12 protein-coding genes and 1 pseudogene are annotated in these 16,737 nt (G+C 68.8%); 7 read left to right on the forward strand and 6 right to left on the reverse strand.

The genetic code is table 11. The features are described 5' to 3' along the window. Positions 1-9 precede the first annotated feature (9 nt). The 4 genes from ACXDF8_RS03185 to ACXDF8_RS03200 all read left to right on the forward strand — a co-directional run bounded on the left by ACXDF8_RS03185 (position 10) and on the right by ACXDF8_RS03200 (position 8,089). Positions 10-3,324: a transglutaminase family protein gene (locus tag ACXDF8_RS03185; RefSeq protein ID WP_457221796.1), complete on the forward strand. Its 3,315-nt coding sequence runs from the start codon at positions 10-12 to the stop codon at positions 3,322-3,324. Between the two features lie 79 nt (positions 3,325-3,403). Next, positions 3,404-6,091, forward strand: coding sequence for a circularly permuted type 2 ATP-grasp protein (locus tag ACXDF8_RS03190; protein WP_457221797.1), 2,688 nt, complete (start codon positions 3,404-3,406; stop codon positions 6,089-6,091). Beyond that, positions 6,058-7,026 carry a transglutaminase family protein gene (locus ACXDF8_RS03195; RefSeq protein ID WP_457221798.1) on the forward strand — a complete coding sequence of 323 codons (969 nt, stop codon included), beginning with the start codon at positions 6,058-6,060 and terminating at the stop codon, positions 7,024-7,026. Before ACXDF8_RS03190 ends, ACXDF8_RS03195 begins: the two co-directional genes overlap by 34 nt. Beyond that, on the forward strand, positions 7,019-8,089 hold the full coding sequence (locus ACXDF8_RS03200) for a zinc-binding metallopeptidase family protein (RefSeq protein ID WP_457221799.1): 1,071 nt from the start codon (positions 7,019-7,021) through the stop codon (positions 8,087-8,089). The genes ACXDF8_RS03195 and ACXDF8_RS03200 overlap by 8 nt, the downstream gene beginning before the upstream one ends. Positions 8,090-8,121: 32 nt before the next feature. Here ACXDF8_RS03200 and ACXDF8_RS03205 read toward each other — a convergent pair. Continuing rightward, a pseudogene (locus ACXDF8_RS03205) lies at positions 8,122-9,121 on the reverse strand (serine hydrolase domain-containing protein). Positions 9,122-9,268: 147 nt separating this feature from the next. On the opposite strand from ACXDF8_RS03205, the gene ACXDF8_RS03210 reads away from it, so the two are divergent. Together ACXDF8_RS03210 and ACXDF8_RS03215 are read left to right on the forward strand one after the other, a co-directional pair. Then, entirely contained in the window at positions 9,269-10,108 is an 840-nt protein-coding gene (locus ACXDF8_RS03210) for a DUF3097 domain-containing protein (protein WP_457221800.1), read from the forward strand. A gap of 151 nt (positions 10,109-10,259) precedes the next feature. Next, a complete protein-coding gene (locus ACXDF8_RS03215; protein ID WP_457221801.1) occupies positions 10,260-11,471 on the forward strand; it encodes an acyl-CoA dehydrogenase family protein in 1,212 nt (403 codons plus the stop codon). A 1-nt stretch (position 11,472) separates the two neighbouring features. Here the strand turns inward: ACXDF8_RS03215 and ACXDF8_RS03220 are convergent, their stop codons facing one another. The 3 genes from ACXDF8_RS03220 to ACXDF8_RS03230 are packed head-to-tail and all read right to left on the reverse strand — an operon-like array spanning position 11,473 to position 13,601. Beyond that, positions 11,473-12,249 carry an SDR family NAD(P)-dependent oxidoreductase gene (locus ACXDF8_RS03220; protein WP_457221802.1) on the reverse strand — a complete coding sequence of 259 codons (777 nt, stop codon included), beginning with the start codon at positions 12,247-12,249 and terminating at the stop codon, positions 11,473-11,475. Continuing rightward, entirely contained in the window at positions 12,246-12,734 is a 489-nt protein-coding gene (locus ACXDF8_RS03225) for a nuclear transport factor 2 family protein (RefSeq protein ID WP_457221803.1), read from the reverse strand. Before ACXDF8_RS03225 ends, ACXDF8_RS03220 begins: the two co-directional genes overlap by 4 nt. 12 nt (positions 12,735-12,746) lie before the next feature. Further along, positions 12,747-13,601: an LLM class F420-dependent oxidoreductase gene (locus ACXDF8_RS03230; RefSeq protein ID WP_457221804.1), complete on the reverse strand. Its 855-nt coding sequence runs from the start codon at positions 13,599-13,601 to the stop codon at positions 12,747-12,749. A 106-nt stretch (positions 13,602-13,707) separates the two neighbouring features. On the opposite strand from ACXDF8_RS03230, the gene ACXDF8_RS03235 reads away from it, so the two are divergent. After that, positions 13,708-14,433, forward strand: a complete 726-nt coding sequence (locus tag ACXDF8_RS03235) for an IclR family transcriptional regulator (RefSeq protein ID WP_457221805.1) — start codon at positions 13,708-13,710, stop codon at positions 14,431-14,433. Here the strand turns inward: ACXDF8_RS03235 and ACXDF8_RS03240 are convergent. Next, positions 14,430-15,791, reverse strand: a complete 1,362-nt coding sequence (locus ACXDF8_RS03240) for an HNH endonuclease signature motif containing protein (protein ID WP_457221806.1) — start codon at positions 15,789-15,791, stop codon at positions 14,430-14,432. The two genes, ACXDF8_RS03235 and ACXDF8_RS03240, sit on opposite strands and share 4 nt — an antisense overlap. 98 nt (positions 15,792-15,889) lie before the next feature. Then, positions 15,890-16,678 carry an SDR family NAD(P)-dependent oxidoreductase gene (locus ACXDF8_RS03245; protein WP_457221807.1) on the reverse strand — a complete coding sequence of 263 codons (789 nt, stop codon included), beginning with the start codon at positions 16,676-16,678 and terminating at the stop codon, positions 15,890-15,892. Positions 16,679-16,737 lie beyond the last annotated feature (59 nt).

Genomic DNA, 16,737 nt, shown 5'->3' on the forward strand with positions numbered 1-16,737 from the left:
TTGCGGCCTATGGGAATCAAAGTGGCGCTGGAGCACCGCACCAGCTACACCTTCGACCGGCTGGTCGAGGTGCACCCGCATGTCGTCCGGCTGCGTCCGGCGCCGCACTCCCGCACCCCCATCGAGGCGTACTCGCTGGAGGTCGAACCCGCCGACCACTTCGTCAACTGGCAACAGGACGCATTCGGCAACTTCCTGGCCCGGCTGGTGTTCCCCAGCCGCACCCGCCAGCTGACCATCAAGGTCGGCCTGATCGCCGACCTCAAGGTGATCAACCCGTTCGACTTTTTCATCGAGGACTACGCCGAGACGTTCCCGTTCGTCTATCCCAAGGCGCTCAAGGACGATCTGGAGCCCTATCTGCGCCCGGTCGACGAGGCCGAGGAGGGCTCGGGACCCGGTGAGCTGGTCGGGTCGTGGGTCCGCGATTTCGTGGTCGCACCAGGCACCCGGACCATCGACTTCCTGGTCGCCCTCAACCGGGCGGTCAACGGAGACGTCGGGTACAGCGTGCGCATGGAGCCCGGTGTTCAGACCCCGGACTTCACCCTGCAGAGCGGCATCGGCTCGTGCCGCGACTCAGCGTGGCTGCTGGTCGCCCTGCTGCGCGAGCTGGGCCTGGCCGCCCGCTTTGTCTCGGGCTATCTGGTACAGCTGGCCTCCGACGTCCAAGCGCTCGACGGCCCGTCCGGTCCGGCTGCCGATTTCACCGACCTGCACGCCTGGACCGAGGTGTACGTGCCCGGGGCCGGCTGGATCGGCCTGGACCCGACGTCGGGTTTGTTCGCGGGCGAGGGCCACATCCCGCTGGCGGCCACCCCGCACCCGTCCTCGGCTGCGCCGATCACCGGCGCCACCGGGCTGGCTGAGACCACCCTGGAGTTCTCCAACACCGTCACCCGCGTGCACGAGGACCCACGGGTCACGCTGCCCTACGACGGCACCGCGTGGGCCGCCATCAACGAACTGGGTGCACGCGTCGACCGGCGCCTGGCCGATGCCGACGTGCGGTTGACCATGGGCGGCGAGCCGACCTTCGTCTCGGTGGACAACCAGGTCGACGAGGAATGGATCACCGCTGCCGACGGACCGCACAAACGCGAACGAGCCTCGGCGCTGGCCGCCCGACTCAAGGCGGTGTGGGCCCCGGGCGGCCTGGTGCAGCGCAGCCAGGGTAAGTGGTATCCGGGAGAACCGTTGCCGCGCTGGCAGATCGGGCTCTACTGGCGTCGCGACGGGCAGCCACTTTGGCAGGATGCCGCGTTGCTGGCCGATCCGTGGAGTGACGAACGCCACGACGTCGATCCCGAGGCCGCCCAACAACTTCTCGCGGTTCTCGCCGACGGCCTCGGGCTGCCCGCCACCCAGGTACGCCCGGCCTACGAGGACCCGCTGAGCCGGCTGGCCAGCGCTGTGCGCATGCCCGAAGGTGACCCCGTGGGGCCCGACGAAGACCTGCAAGCCGACAGTCCCACCGCCCGCTCCGCCCTGCTGGCCCGGCTGGACGAATCCGTCGTCGAACCGGCGGCCTACGTGCTGCCCGTACACCGCCGCGACGACGACACCGGCTGGGCCAGTGCGGACTGGCAGCTGCGCCGGGGCCGCGTCGTGCTGCTTGAGGGAGATTCGCCGGCCGGATTGCGACTGCCGTTGAACGCGGTCAGCTGGCAGGCCCCGCGCCCGTCGTTCCACGCCGACCCCCTGTTCAGCGGATCAGCCCCGCTGCCGGTCGGCTCCGACGGCGCCGACGCTGTTTTGGAGGACCCAGATGCGGCCCCCACGACCGCCATGGTCGCCGAGGTGCGCGACGGGGTGCTCTACCTGTTCATGCCTCCTACCGAGGCGCTGGAACACTTCGTGGACCTCGTCGCCCGGGTGGAGGCGGCGGCAGCGAAGGTGGGTTGCGCCCTGGTCGTCGAGGGCTACGGCCCACCGTCGGACGCCCGGCTGGAATCCATGTCGATCACCCCCGACCCGGGCGTCATCGAAGTCAACGTCGCCCCCAGCGCCAGCTTCGCCGAGCAGCGCGAGCAGCTGCAGGCCCTGTACGAGGAAGCCCGGCTGGCTCGTCTCTCCACAGAGCAATTCGACGTCGACGGCACCCACGGCGGCACCGGCGGCGGCAACCACATCACCCTGGGCGGACGCACCCCGGCCGACTCTCCGCTGTTGCGCCGGCCGGACCTGCTGGTCTCCCTGCTGACGTACTGGCAGCGGCACCCCGCGCTGTCCTACTTGTTCGCCGGTCGGTTCATCGGCACCACTTCGCAGGCGCCGCGCGTCGACGAGGGTCGCTCCGAGGCGCTGTATGAGCTGGAGATCGCGTTCTCCGAGATCGCCCGCCTGACGCGCTCCGGAACCCCCCAGCCCTGGGTAGCCGACCGGGCGCTGCGCCACCTGCTCACCGACATCACCGGCAACACCCACCGCGCGGAGTTCTGCATCGACAAGCTCTACAGCCCTGACAGCCCGCGCGGCAGGCTGGGCCTGCTGGAACTGCGCGGCTTCGAGATGCCGCCGCACTTCCAGATGGCCATGGTGCAGTCGCTGCTGGTGCGATCACTGGTCGCCTGGTTCTGGGACGAGCCGTTGCGGGCTCCTCTGATCCGGCACGGACTCAACCTGCACGGCCGATACCTGTTGCCGCACTTCATCATCCATGACATCGCCGATGTGTGCGCCGACCTTCGCGCACACGACATCAATTTCGACACCAGCTGGCTGGATCCGTTCACCGAGTTCCGTTTTCCGCGCATCGGCACCGCGGTGTTCGACCACGTCGAGATCGAGTTGCGCGGCGCCATCGAACCGTGGAACACCCTCGGCGAGGAGTCCACCGGCACCGGCACCGCCCGCTACGTCGACTCCTCGGTCGAGCGCATCCAGGTCCGCACCATCGGGGCCGACCGCCAGCGCCACGTCGTGACCTGCAACGGCTACCCGATCCCGCTGCTGGCCACCGACAATCCGGACATCCAGGTCGGTGGCGTGCGCTACCGCGCCTGGCAGCCGCCCAGCGCCCTGCACCCCACGATCACCGTGGACGGTCCGCTGCGGTTCGAGCTGATCGACATCGCGACCGGCACTTCACGCGGCGGCTGCACGTACCACGTCTCCCACCCTGGTGGCCGGGCCTACGACAGCCCGCCGGTCAACGCCGTGGAGGCCGAGTCACGGCGCGGCAGACGCTTCGAAGCCACCGGTTTCACCCCCGGCAAGGTCGATATCGCCGATATCCGGGAGAAGCAGGCCCGGCAGTCCATCGATGTCGGCGCGCCGGGAATCCTGGACATGCGCCGGGTGCGTACCGTGCTGCAGAACTGATGGGACGCCGACCCGAAATTGGTCGGGGCGGGGCGTTCTCGTAGGTTGGCAGAAGTACTTCAGTCAGGAGGTGTGGCCGTTGTCGCTGTCGGCCGCCGGTTCTGACCTCAGCCGGCACATCCACGACCCTGATCGCCTGCTCGCCGGATATCGGGCCGCCCGGGCCCAGGAGGTGCTGTTCGACCTTCGTGGTGCGGCACCTGGTGCGGGAGCGTTCGGTGCCTTCGGGGGCACCGGGTACGACGAATTCGTCGACGCCACCGGCGTCATCCGGGCGTCCTGGCAGGAACTCGCCGATTTCATCGGCGAACGTGGCCGGGCCGGGCTGGAACGGCTGCGCGGTGTCGTACGCGGGCTGGTCGACAACGATGGCATCACCTACATCGAGATCGACCGCCACGGTGAGGTCGTCACCAACGGTCAGGGCATCGCGCTGCCCGGCCCGTGGCATCTCGACGGGATACCGCTGGTGGTGTCCGCCGCCGACTGGGAGACGCTGGAAGCCGGTGTGCTGCAACGTTCCCGGCTGCTCGACGCGGTGCTCAACGACCTGTATGGGGCGCGCCGGGCGATCACCACGGGGATCCTGCCGCCGGAGTTGCTATTCGGCCACCCCGGCTATATCCGCGCCGCCCGCGGCATCCAGAACCCCGGACGCCACCAGCTGTTCATGCTGGGCTGCGACGTCAGCCGGGCCGCCGACGGCCGGTTCCTGGTGAACGCCGACTGGACGCAGGCACCCTCCGGGGCCGGTTATGCCCTGGCCGACCGCCGGGTCGTCGCCCACGCGGTTCCCGACGTCTACGAGCGCATCGGTCCCCGCCCGGCCTCGCCGTTCGCCCAGGCTCTGCGGTTGGCGTTGATCGAGGCGGCCCCGGAGGCCGCCGAGGACCCGGTGGTCGTGGTGCTCAGCCCCGGTATCCACAGCGAGACAGCCTTCGACCAGGCTTACCTGGCGTCGGTGCTGGGATTCCCGCTCGTGGAGAGCGCCGACCTGGTGGTGCGCGAGGGCAAGTTGTGGATGCGTTCGCTGGGTACCCTCAAGCGGGTCGACGTGGTGCTGCGCCGGGTCGACGCCGATTACGCCGACCCACTGGACCTGCGGCCGGATTCCCGGCTCGGGGTCGTCGGCTTGGTCGAGGTGCAACGCCGCGGCGCGGTGACCGTGGTCAACACACTCGGTGCGGGTATCTTGGAAAGCCCTGGGCTGCAACGCTTCCTGCCTCAGCTGGCCGAGCGGCTGCTGGGGGAGAAGCCGCTGCTGGAGACGCCGCAGTGGTACTGGGGCGGATTCGATCGTGAACGTGCGCATCTGCTGGCCCGGTTGAGCGCTCTGGTGATCAAGTCGACGGTCAGCGACGAGACGATCGTCGGTCCGGCACTGTCGGCCGCGCAGCGCGACGAGCTGGCCGCCCGGATCGAGGCTCAGCCTTGGCAGTGGACCGGCCAGGAGTTGCCCCAGTTCTCGTCGGCGCCCACCGACCACTATCCGGGTGGGCTGGCGGCGGCCAGCGTGGGCATGCGGCTGTTCACCGTGTCCCAGCGCGGCGGGTACGCCCCGATGATCGGCGGGCTCGGCTACGTGCTGGCTCCGGGGAACGCCGCGTACAAGCTGAAAAGCATTGCTGCTAAGGATATTTGGGTCAGGCCGCCGTCGCGGGTTCAGGCCGAGACGCTGACCGTCCCGTCGGTGGAGCTGCCCAGTGGAACGCGGTTCATCAGCTCCCCGCGCGTGCTGTCGGACCTGTTCTGGATGGGCCGCTACGCCGAGCGCGCCGAGAACCTTGCACGGCTGCTGATCGTGACCCGGGAGCGCTACCACGAATACCGGTATCGCCAGGACATGGAAGGCAGCGAATGCGTGCCGGTTCTGCTCGCCGCCGTGGGGGCCCTGACCGGCAACGACACCAGCGCGGGCGGCTCGTATGCCGAGGCGGTGGCCGCCGCCCAGCGCACGCTGTGGTCGCTGACCGTCGACCGGCAGAGCGCCGGATCGCTGGCCCAGTCGATCGAACGGCTCGGCCTGGCGGCCAGGTCGGTGCGCGACCAGATGTCCAACGACACCTGGATGGTGCTCGGCGCGGTCGAACGTGCCCTGGCCGACCAGGCCGACGCGCCGCCGAGCGCACCCCGCGGTTCGCGGGTCGCAGACGACACCCATCTGGCCGCCGCCCAGCAGCAGACGCTGGCCGGGATGCTGGCGCTGTCGGGGGTGGCCGCGGAGTCGATGGTGCACGACGCGGGCTGGACCATGATGGACATCGGCAAGCGGATCGAACGCGGGCTCGCACTGACGGCGTTGCTGCGCGCGACGCTGACCGCCGAGCGCAGTCCCGGCGCCGAGCAGACCATCACCGAGTCCGCCCTGGTGGTCTGCGAATCCGCGGTGATCTATCGCAGGCGCAACCTCGGCAAGGTCAGCGTGGCTGCCGTCGCCGAACTCGTCCTGTTCGACGGGGAGAATCCGCGATCGCTGGTCTACCAACTGGAGCGGCTGCGAACCAACCTGCGCGCCCTGCCGGGCGCATCGGGGTCCTCGCGTCCGGATCGGCTGGTCGACGAGATCAGCACCCGCCTGCGTCGTCTCGATCCGGCGGACCTGGAGCAGGCCGACGACGAGGGCCGCCGGGTGGACCTCGACGGCCTGCTGGGCGGGATGCACACCGCACTGCGGGACCTCTCCGAGGTAATAACCCAGACCCAGCTGTCGCTGCCCGGCGACATGCAACCGCTATGGGGGCCCGACCAGCGGCGGGTGGTGCCGTGAACGAACCGTCGAGCAACGCCGGCGATCGGCCGGCGACCCGCGCCTACCGAGTCACCCACCGCACCGAGTACCGCTACTCCGATGTGGTGACCAGTTCCTACGGCCGCGGCCACCTGACTCCCCGGGACACCGATTACCAGCGCTGCCTGAGCCACGAACTGCAGATCGACCCGGAACCGGCCGACCGGTCCACCAGCCGCGACGTCTACGGCAACATCAGCTCCTACTTCCACGTCACCCAGCGTCATCGTGCACTGACCGTGACCAGCAGTTCGGTCGTGGAGGTGGAGCCCCCGACCGCCGAGCTCTACGGTGCCGGCCCAGCTGCGGCGCCCTGGGAGGCCTCCCGGCCCATCGGTCGTGACGGCGTGCTGGCCAGCGAGTTCACCCTGGATCTGCGGCCGCCGGAAATAACCGACGCCGTCCGCGACTACGCCGCGCCCAGTTTCGCGCCGGGCCGCCCGCTGGTCGAGGTGTTGCGCGACCTCAACGCACGGATCTTTTCCGACTTCACCTACCGTTCGGGGTCGACCACCGTCTCGACACAGGTGAACCAGGTTTTGGCCGCGCGAGAAGGGGTATGCCAGGACTTCGCCCGGCTGGCTATCGCCTGCCTGCGTGCCAACGGATTGGCGGCGAGCTACGTGTCGGGATACCTTGCCACCGACCCGCCGCCGGGAAAGGAACGAATGTTCGGCGTCGATGCGACCCATGCCTGGGCCGCCGTCTGGACTCCCCACGATCAATGGCTCGGACTGGATCCCACCAACGATCAACTGGTCGACGAGCGGTACATCGTCGTCGGCTGGGGCCGCGACTATGCCGATGTCCCACCGCTGCGTGGAATCATCTACACCGATTCGGAGCGCAGCGTGATCGACGTCTCGGTCGACGTGGCTCCGGTCCCTCCAGTCACGGGCGGTGTGTATGCGTGATTTCATCTGCCCGAACTGTGGGCAACATCTGGCGTTCGAGAACTCGGTATGTCTGTCGTGTCGCAGCTCGGTCGGATTCTCCTTGGACGACATGGCTTTTCTGGTCATCGCCTCCGGCGAGGGGAGCGAACACGGTGGTGCAGTCGACGCTGCCGAATATCAGCTGTGCGCGAACCTGCATCTGGCCGAATGTAATTGGCTGGTGAAGGTGCAGCCGGTCCGGCAACTGTGCGCATCGTGCCGGCTGACCCGCACCAGACCCAACGATTCAGATCCCACTGCGCTGGCGGCGTTCGCGCTGGCCGAGCAGGCGAAGCGGCGCCTGATCGCCGAACTGCATGAACTCAAGCTGCCGATCATCGGCCGTGACGAGGACCCCGAGTACGGGCTCGCCTTCGACCTGCTGTCGAGTGCCAACGAGAAGGTGTTCACCGGCCACGACAACGGCGTGGTCACCCTGGATCTCGCCGAGGGCGACGATGTGCACCGCGAGCAGCTCCGCACCTCGATGGACGAGCCGTATCGCACCTTGCTGGGCCACTTCCGGCATGAGATCGGCCACTACTACTTCTACCGGCTGGTGGGCACCTCCCCGGGGTTCCTCGAGCGGTTCAACGAGCTGTTCGGCGACCCTGACGCCGACTATCAGGCGGCGCTGGACCGGCACTACAGCCAGGGACCCCCTGCCGGCTGGGAGAAGAATTACGTCTCGTCCTACGCCACCATGCATCCCGCCGAGGACTGGGCCGAGACATTCGCGCATTACCTGCACATCCGCGACACCCTGGACACCGCAGCGGCGTTCGGCATCGCGCCGGCCAACGCCACCTACGAGCGACGGGTGTTGGGCCCCAGCGGGTTCGACAACACCCTGGAGATGTGGCTGCCGCTGGCCTGGTCGCTGAACATGGTGAACCGGTCGATGGGCAAGGACGACCTCTACCCGTTCGTGCTGCCGGTGCCGGTGCTGGAGAAGATGCGGTTCATCCACACCGTGATCGACGAGGTGGCGTCGGCCCCGGCACAGACCGCGGGCGCGCTCAGCGTCCAGCAGCAGGGCTGAGCCGCAGCAGGCTCTCCGCGGTCGCCGAGCGTCTACGACTGCGGGCGCGCGCCGAGCACATCGCGGAACAGCGCTTGCCGGAGCGACAGCTCACGTGGGTCGCTGACCAGGTGGAAGCCCAGCCGGTTCATCACGTATCCGAAGCCGACACCGGTGTCGGGGTCGGCGAAGCCAAACGACCCGCCGAACCCCGGTGTGCCGAAAGCTGTGTCGGACGATCCGAATCTCCCGATCGGCACCGGCTTGACGAAGCCGAGCGAGTACGCCAACTTCACGTTCAGCACCCTGTCTCGGGTGCCGCGGGCGGGCGGCGTGCCTGGCCCGCTCAGCTCGTCGAGCACGGCTGCCGTCAGCCCCAGCTCCGTCCCGCCGGCGGCCGCGGCGCCGTAGAGCCGGGCGACCGACCGCGCGGTGCCGATTCCGTTGCTCGACGGCATTTCGACAGCCCGGACCGGATCGGTGTTGTAGTCGCCGGCCCAGGCATCGACGTCGCGGGGCAGTGCGGTGCTACGTGCGGCCAGTCCGAAGGGGTTGAGCGAGACCGTGCCGGGTACCGGGCCGCCACGCGGGTGCCTGCCGGGCCAGTATCGGTGCAAGCCGGGTCGGGTCGGCAATGTCGGCCAGAGCCGGCGCGGGGGTGAGAGCACACAGGCCCGCCTGGTGACCCAGCAGCTGGCGGACGGTCACCGCGCCCTTGCCGGCCTGGGCGAACTCTGGCCAGTAGTCGGCGACCTTGGCGTCGTAGGCCAGCATCCCGCGGGACACCGCGACGGCGAAGGCCAGGGCGGTGACACCCTTCGTCGTGGAGAACATGTTCACCATCGTGTCGGCCTGCCACGGCGCCGCAGTGTGGCCGTTTCGGTAGCCACCCCACAGGTCGACGACCTTGACCCCGTCGCGGTAGGCGGCCACCGCGGCGCCGATCTCCTTGCCGGAGGCCAGATTTGCCCGGAAGGCGTCGGCCACCTTCCCGTAACCCTCCGCGACGTCGCCGCCCATCGTCTCAGGCGGTACGGCGACCTTGAGAACCATCGAGTGCCTCCTGCGTTGCCAGGCCACGAGCGTAGGGGTGGGCGGAGGCGACGGTGGCGAGTTCGGCGATCACAGTTGGGCTGCGGACACGCGACGCGCCGGAGTTGCCTCGGCCGTCAGCACACGAGCGCTCCCTAGGATCGCCAGGTGGCTGATCGCTATGGGACCGACATTCTGGCCGACAATCCGCACCGCGCAGGCCGGGTCCGCTCGACCGAACACCCCGTCGAACTGGGGATGGTGGTCGAGGACCCGCAATCGGGCTTCGTCGGCGCGGTCGTCGGCGTCGAGGGCGGACGCGTCGAACTCGAGGACCGTCGCGGCAAGCGCCGGGTGTTCCCGCTGGGACCCGGCTTCCTGTTGGAGGGCAAGCCGGTGATTCTGACCGGGCTGCGCCGGTCCGCGCCCGCGGGCGCGCAGCGCACCAAGTCGGGATCGGTGAAGGTCGCCGATGCCCGGGCCAAGGTCGCGCTGGCTAGCCGCATCTACGTCGAAGGCCGCCACGACGCCGAACTCGTCGAACAGGTGTGGGGTGAGGACCTGCGGGTCGAGGGCGTCGTCGTGGAATACCTCGGCGGCGTCGACGACCTGGCCGACATCGTCGCGGAGTTCCGGCCCGGTCCCGGCCGGCGCCTCGGCGTCCTGGTCGACCACCTGGTTGCGGGATCCAAGGAGGCGCGCATCGCCGACGCGGTGCGGCGCGGCCCGGGCGGGGGGCACACCCTCGTCGTCGGCCACCCGTATGTCGACATCTGGCAGGCCGTCAAACCCGAGCGGGTCGGGCTACGGGCGTGGCCGTCGATACCGCGGGACGTGGAATGGAAGCACGGAATCTGCGCGGCGCTGAAGTGGCCGCACAACGACCAGGCCGACATCGCCCGGGCCTGGCAGCGCATCCGTTCCTCGGTGCGGGACTGGACTGATCTGGATCCGGCGTTGATCGGCCGCGTCGAGGAACTCATCGACTTCGTGACGCAGCCCGCTTGAGTCCGCCCACGGCCCGTGTGACGTATGTCGCAGGAAACAATCGACCGCTCTCGGTGTACAGTCGTTCACTATACGAAACTTTCCGCCGACCGCAGTCTGGTCAGCCGAGGCAGACCGACGCGGTACGACTTGATCCGGAGCCTGCATCGTCATGACCTTCTCCCTTGAACTGCCCGACGAAGTTGTCCACGTCCGTGACTGGGTGCACCAGTTCGCCGCCGATGTGGTCCGTCCTGCGGCCGCCGAATGGGACGAGCGCGAGGAGACCCCCTGGCCGCTGATCCAGGAGGCGGCCAAGGTCGGTCTCTACACCCCTGAGCTGTTTGCCGAAATGTCCGTCGAACCCTCCGGGCTCGGGATGCTCACCGTTTTCGAGGAACTGTTCTGGGGCGACGCCGGCATCGCGCTGTCGATCCTGGGCACCGGACTGGCCGCGGCGGCGCTGGCCGCCAACGGCACCCCCGAGCAGCTGGGGCACTGGCTGCCCGAGATGTTCGGCACCCCCGGGGACCCGCACCTGGCCGCGTTCTGCTCCTCGGAACCGGGCGCCGGATCCGACGTCGGCGCCGTGCGCACCCGAGCTCGCTACGACCAGGCCGCCGACGAGTGGGTGCTGGACGGCACCAAGACCTGGGCGACCAACGGCGGCATCGCCAACGTCCACATCGTCGTCGCCTCGGTGTATCCGGAACTGGGCACCCGCGGCCAGGCCACGTTCATCATTCCGCCGAACACGCCGGGCTTCTCGCAGGGACAGAAGTTCAAGAAGCACGGCATCCGTGCCTCGCACACCGCCGAGGTGGTGCTCGACAACGTTCGGCTGCCTGGCAACCTGATCCTGGGCGGCATGGACAAGTTCGAGCAGCGCATCGCCCGAGCTCGAGAAGGCCAGCGAACCTCGGGCCAGGCCGCGATGGCGACCTTCGAACGTACCCGGCCCGCCGTGGGCGCGATGGCGCTCGGTGTGGCCCGCGCCGCCTACGAGTACGCCCTCGAATATGCCTGCCAGCGTGAACAATTCGGCCGGCCGATCGGCGATTTTCAGGGCACCGGGTTCAAGTTGGCCGACATGAAGAGCCGCATCGACGCGTCCCGGCTGCTGATCTGGCGGGCCGGCTGGATGATGCGCAACGACAAGCCGTTCGCCTCGGCCGAAGGGTCGATGGCCAAGCTGTTCGCCAGTGAGACCGCGGTATACGTCACCGACGAGGCGATCCAGATCCTCGGCGGCAACGGCTACACCCGCGACTATCCCGTGGAGCGGATGCACCGCGACGCCAAGATCTTCACGATCTTCGAGGGCACCAGCGAGATTCAGCGGCTGGTGATCGCCCGCGCGCTCACCGGTCTGCCACTGCGGTAGGTCACGGCCCGAGGTCCGGCGCCCACGCCACCCCGTTGATGTGGCTGCCGCCGTCGACGAACAGCGTGTTGCCGGTCAGATAGCGCGAACCCTCCGAGGCCAGGAACACCGCCACCGGGGCGATGTCGTCGTACGGGTCGCCCATCCGGCCCATCGGGTTGGCGGCATCGGCGACGGCGGCTATCTCGGGATGTTGCGCCGTAACAGCCAGGAATGCTTGGCTTTTGGCGGCCGGACAGATGGCGTTGACGGTCACCCCGGTCGGTGCCCACTCCCGAGCGGCGGTGCGGGTCAGGGTGCGAAGCGCCTCCTTGGCGGCGTTGTACTCCAGCGAACCGATGTGGGCGTTGACGCCGTTGAGGCTGCACATGTTGATCACCCGGCCCCAGCCGCGCTCTTTCATGTGTCCGTAGGTGGCTCGCATCGCCCAGAACGGTCCGTAGTAGCCAACCGCCATGCCGTGGGCGAGCTGCTCGTCGGTCTTGTGCTCTGCCCGCCCGACTCCGCCGCCGCCCCACGCGTTGTTCACCAGGATGTCGACCGATCCGTACTTGGAAATCGTTGCGGTGACGGAGTTCTCGACCTGATCGCGCTGCGAGACGTCGGTCGCGACGAACAGCCCGCCGATCTCCTCGGCCACTGCCGATCCGCTCGCTGCGTCGAACTCGGCGACCACCACCCGGGCGCCCTCATGCGCAAACCGGCGGGCGATGCCCGCACCGATCCCGGCACCGGCACCGGTGACCAGCGCGACCCTGCCCGTCAGTGCCCCGCTCACCGGGCACCCCCGACGATGGCGGCGGCGACCAGACTTGCGGCCGAACCGCTGCCGTCGATCTGTCGGGCGGTGCGGCTGGTGATCTGCCAGCCGGTGTCGGCCCGGCGCAGCCGGATCAGGTGCACGCCGGCACGGGCGACCTGATAGCCGGGGGAGTCGCGCCGGCGCACCAGCAGTGCGGATTGGCAGACGGCGACCGCCTCGTCGCCGTCCACGGTGACCACGGGTGGGCCGAAGAAGTGACAGCAGCCCCGCTCGATCAATCCTTGGTGTTCGGGGGAGTGCACCATGGCCGCGACGTCTGCACGGCTGGTCATCGTCCAGTCGCCGGTGTCGTAGTTGCCGTCGACGGCCCACAGCGCGGCGACGGCCTCGGCGTCACCGGAATCCACCAGCGGACCGTAGGAGCCGATCAGCCGGGCGATGTCGCGTTCGTCTTCGATGACTTTGAGGCGTCTCTCCAAGTCCGTCAGGGTGTCGCTCATGATGCGTTCCTCTCAGAGCGGGTCGGCCAGCTCCCGTAGTGCGGCCAGTTGCTCGCAGTAGTGGCCCGATGCCGTAGCGGACACCGAACAGGTGGCGATGGTGGCACCGACATCGCGTAAGGTGTTGAGTCGCTTGCGAGTTCGTTCCGGATCGGCCATCGGGTCCAGGGCGTGCCCGGTGGGCAGGGCCACCTCGAAATCCGGCGGGAGGTCGACCTCGGTGAGCATGTCGGCGATGTCGGGGGCGCTCAGGCCGAAGGGCATCCAGCCATCGGCCAGCCGGGCGGCGCGGCGCAGTGAGCGCAAGGTGCGGCCGCCGACCCAAATGGGCACCCGAGGCTGGACCGCGCAGGGTTGCACGGCGAACCCCTCGAATCGGTAGTGGCTGCCGTGATAGGCCGGCCTGGGGGTCGACAGTGAGGCGCGCAGCGCGTTGATGGCGTCGTCGGCGCGCTCGCCGCGGTCGACGAATGGAGCGCCGAGCAGATCGAACTCCTCGGCGAGCGACCCGACGCCGACACCGAGCACCAGGCGTCCGCCGCTGAGCAGGTCCAGCGTGCCGAACCGCTTGGCGATCTCCAGCGGGTGGTGGTAGCCGAGCACGATCACCGACGTCGTCAACCGGATCCGCTCGGTGTGAGCGGCGAGGAAGCCGAACGTCGACAGCGGATCCCAGTACGTCAGCCCGCGTTGCGCGCCGTCATCGATGGGCACGGCGACGTGCTCAGCACACGTCAGGTGATCGAAGCCCAGCTCATCGGCGGTGTGTGCGATCTGCGCCAGATCGGCGACCGTCGCACACGCTTCCCACGCGGCGGACACCCCGGGCAACTGCATCACCACCGGCGTCGACAGTCCGATCCGCACAGTGCTGTTCTATCGGCCGCCACACCGGCCGAATGCTTGCGTCCCGGTGATCGGGACCGCTACGGTGCGGGTAGAACCAATTCTCGTCAGGTGGACAGGAGTGCCCATGACCGCGGCGCTGAGCGATACCGCTCCCGCGTCGATGCTCGACCGGTTTACGGCGATCATCGACGCTTTCGACGATGCCTCGGCGGGCTTGACGCTGGACCAGATCGCCGCGCGGGCGCAACTGCCCCGCTCGACCACCCACCGCATCCTCGACCAATTGGTGCGCCTGCAATGGCTGACCCACAGCGGCCGGGGCTACCGACTCGGCGCCCGGACATCGGCCTGGGGAGCGGGAGAGGCCGCCGACGCCCGGCTGCGCTCGGTCGCCGCGCCGGTCCTGCACGACATGCAGCTGCGCACCGGCGCGGTGGTGCATCTCGGTCTGCTCGACCGCGGCGAGATCGTCCACCTCGACAAGCTCGGTGGACCGTCGGCCCGTCAGGTGCCAACCTCGGTGGGCTCGCGCTGTCCCGCCTATCGAGTTGCGCTGGGTGTCGCTGCGCTGGCCGGCCTTTCGCCCGAAGACGTCGTCGCCGAACTCGGCCACGTGCAGGACTGGGAGCCTGATGCCGCGTGGTGGGGGGAGTTGCACAATGTGCGCCGCCGGGTGGTGGTCCGGCAAGGCGATTACGCGACTCCAATGGTGTCGGTCGCAGCGACGATCGGTTCGCGCGCCGCGATCGGAATCGTGACCTCCGATCGAGTGCTCGCCCAGCGCTGCCAGCCTCTGGTAGCCGGGGCGGCCGCCCGGATCGCCCGCGCACTGGCGGGAGCGTCGAACTAGGCGGCTTCGCCGCCGCCGTCGTCGGGTGGCGAGGCGCCGCCGAGTAGTCGTTCGGGGTGGTGGTAGGTGTTGGTGCCGCCGTGCAGCATGGGAAGACCCGGTGGTGGGATCCATGCGGTGGTGCCGTCGGGTTGTTTGCGGGTGGTCCAGCCGCCGGTGTCGACGAGTTGGTTGTCGGGCCCGCAGGCCAGGGTGAGGTCGTCGATGTTGGTGTTGCCGCCGTGTTTCCAGTCTTGGGCGGCGTGGTGAACCTCGCTGTGATAGCCCGGCGCGGGGCAGCCGGGCCGGGTGCAGCCCCGATCTTTGGCGTGCAGGATGATGCGTTGGTCGGCCGAGGCGATGCGTTTGGTGCGGCCCAGCCACAACGCCCGCCCAGTGATTCCGTCGAACAACGCCAGGTAGTGATAGGCGTGGGCGGACAGGCGGATCAGGTCGGGGATCGGGATCAATGTCCCGGCGGCGGTGACGGCGTGACCGGTCTTCGCGTGGAGGTCGTGCAGGGTGGCCGAGACGATGACGGTGACCGGTAGGCCGTTGTGTTGGCCGAACTTCGGATCCCCCAATGCTCCGCGTAGCAGGGCGGTGAGGGCGTCGTGTTGGCGTTGGGCATACCCCCGCGTGTCTGTGGCCGCGACCTCCTGCGACGGTGCCACGGTCGGGGATTCGTCGGCGGGGTTGCACATGCCGGGTGCGGCGTATTTGGCCATCCAGGCATCCACCGCGGCCCGTAGCTCGGGATCGGCGATCAGTTTCCCGACGCTCATCCCGTCGACACCTTGCCCGCCGCACCACACGAACCCGCGTTTGCGGGCCCGGTCCTCCTCAGAGAGCTTCCCGTCGGGGTTGAGCAGCAGCGACAGTTGGTGGGCGACCGTGGCCAACTGATCCGGCCGCAGACTCACCGCATGCTCGGCTAGCGAGCGTTCGGCCTTGTCCCGCTCCGCGGGCGGGACATGGTCGGGCAGGTCGCGGAAGAACTGCTGGATCACTCGCAGATGCTCGCCATCCAACTGCCCGTCATGCCAGGCCTGCGAGGTCTGCGGTAACAGCGGCGCCACCGGCTCCCCGGTCAAGGTCCGCCGGGGGGCCAGCTGCTCGGCATCACGGATCCGGCGTTTGGCCTCGCGCGGGCTGATCCGCAACACATCCGCCACCGCGATACTCACCGGCGGACACCCCTGGAACTGCTCCAGCGTGCCCACCCAGGACAAGGCGACCGCGGCCTGTCGTCGCCGTGCGGTCTCCAACCGCTCCAACACCGCAAACCGTTCCGGCGCCGCCAACGCCTCGACATCGACCGCGCCGATCTCCCCGAGGACGGTGTCGAGATCGTCCAACATCACACCGACCGAACGCATGTTCGAAACGGTACCCCGCGGCACCGACAAAACCGGGCGCCCCAACACATCTGGGGATCAACAACGAACTGGGGATAACCAGTCAGCGCGACCGAGAACTACGTCAGCCCCATCAATCTCTGCATCATCCGGTGCGCGCCGGCTACCACTTTGGCGCGGTCTGGATCGTTGCGGCGCGCCACATCCTCGGCGTTGCCGCCCGCGACGTGAACCGGACCGTGCCCCAGGTGGTCCAGCCCTTCCCGCGCGACATCCGCGGGGTCGGCGACCCGCATGCCGGGCACGTCGAAGTTGAGCCCCACCCGTTCCATGGCCGGTGTCCGCGTCACACCTAGAACCAGTTCGAGAACGTCGACTCCGTGATCGCGCAACTCCAGCCACAACCCCTCTGCGAAGATCCGGCCGAATGCCTTCACGCCGCCGTACACGGTGTGGCGCACCGAGCCCAGGTAGCCTGACATGGAACCGACCAAAAGGATGCCGCCCCGGCGCCGGTCGCGCATCAAGCGGCCATAGTGCTGCACCAGCGCCATCATCGTCGTGATGTTCAGATCGATCACTCGCTGGAAATCGACCAGCTCAGCGTCGAGAAATTCCGCACTGCACGTGTTGGCTCCGGCGTTGTAGACGAATAGCCCGACCTCCAGATCCGCGGTCTGCGACGTCACGGTAGCCACCGCGTCCGGATCGACGAGATCGATTGCGAGCGTGCGGACCTCGACGCCGAGGCGCCGGCAGTCCGCGGCCGCGGCGGCCAGCGGTTCAGGCTTGCGGGCCACCAGCACCAGGTTGACTCCCGCACCGGCGAGCAGGCGGGCGAATTCGACGCCCACGCCTTCGGATCCGCCCGCTATCACCGCCCACGGCCCGTACTTCGCATACGACATCACCCGATCGTGGCCCCCGCCGCCGGCGCCGGTCGGTACGGTCCCGCTGATCGGTACGG

Source organism: Mycolicibacterium sp. CBM1 (genome assembly GCF_054073305.1).

What these genes read in the sequence shown, in the direction of transcription:
- ACXDF8_RS03245 (WP_457221807.1), bottom strand. Translation starts at nt 16,678, where the DNA reads ATGTCGTATGCGAAGTACGGGCCGTGGGCGGTGATAGCGGGCGGATCC.
- ACXDF8_RS03200 (WP_457221799.1), top strand. Translation starts at nt 7,019, where the DNA reads ATGCGTGATTTCATCTGCCCGAACTGTGGGCAACATCTGGCGTTCGAG.
- ACXDF8_RS03235 (WP_457221805.1), top strand. Translation starts at nt 13,708, where the DNA reads ATGACCGCGGCGCTGAGCGATACCGCTCCCGCGTCGATGCTCGACCGG.
- ACXDF8_RS03185 (WP_457221796.1), top strand. Translation starts at nt 10, where the DNA reads ATGGGAATCAAAGTGGCGCTGGAGCACCGCACCAGCTACACCTTCGAC.
- ACXDF8_RS03225 (WP_457221803.1), bottom strand. Translation starts at nt 12,734, where the DNA reads ATGAGCGACACCCTGACGGACTTGGAGAGACGCCTCAAAGTCATCGAA.
- ACXDF8_RS03195 (WP_457221798.1), top strand. Translation starts at nt 6,058, where the DNA reads ATGGGGGCCCGACCAGCGGCGGGTGGTGCCGTGAACGAACCGTCGAGC.
- ACXDF8_RS03240 (WP_457221806.1), bottom strand. Translation starts at nt 15,791, where the DNA reads ATGCGTTCGGTCGGTGTGATGTTGGACGATCTCGACACCGTCCTCGGG.
- ACXDF8_RS03215 (WP_457221801.1), top strand. Translation starts at nt 10,260, where the DNA reads ATGACCTTCTCCCTTGAACTGCCCGACGAAGTTGTCCACGTCCGTGAC.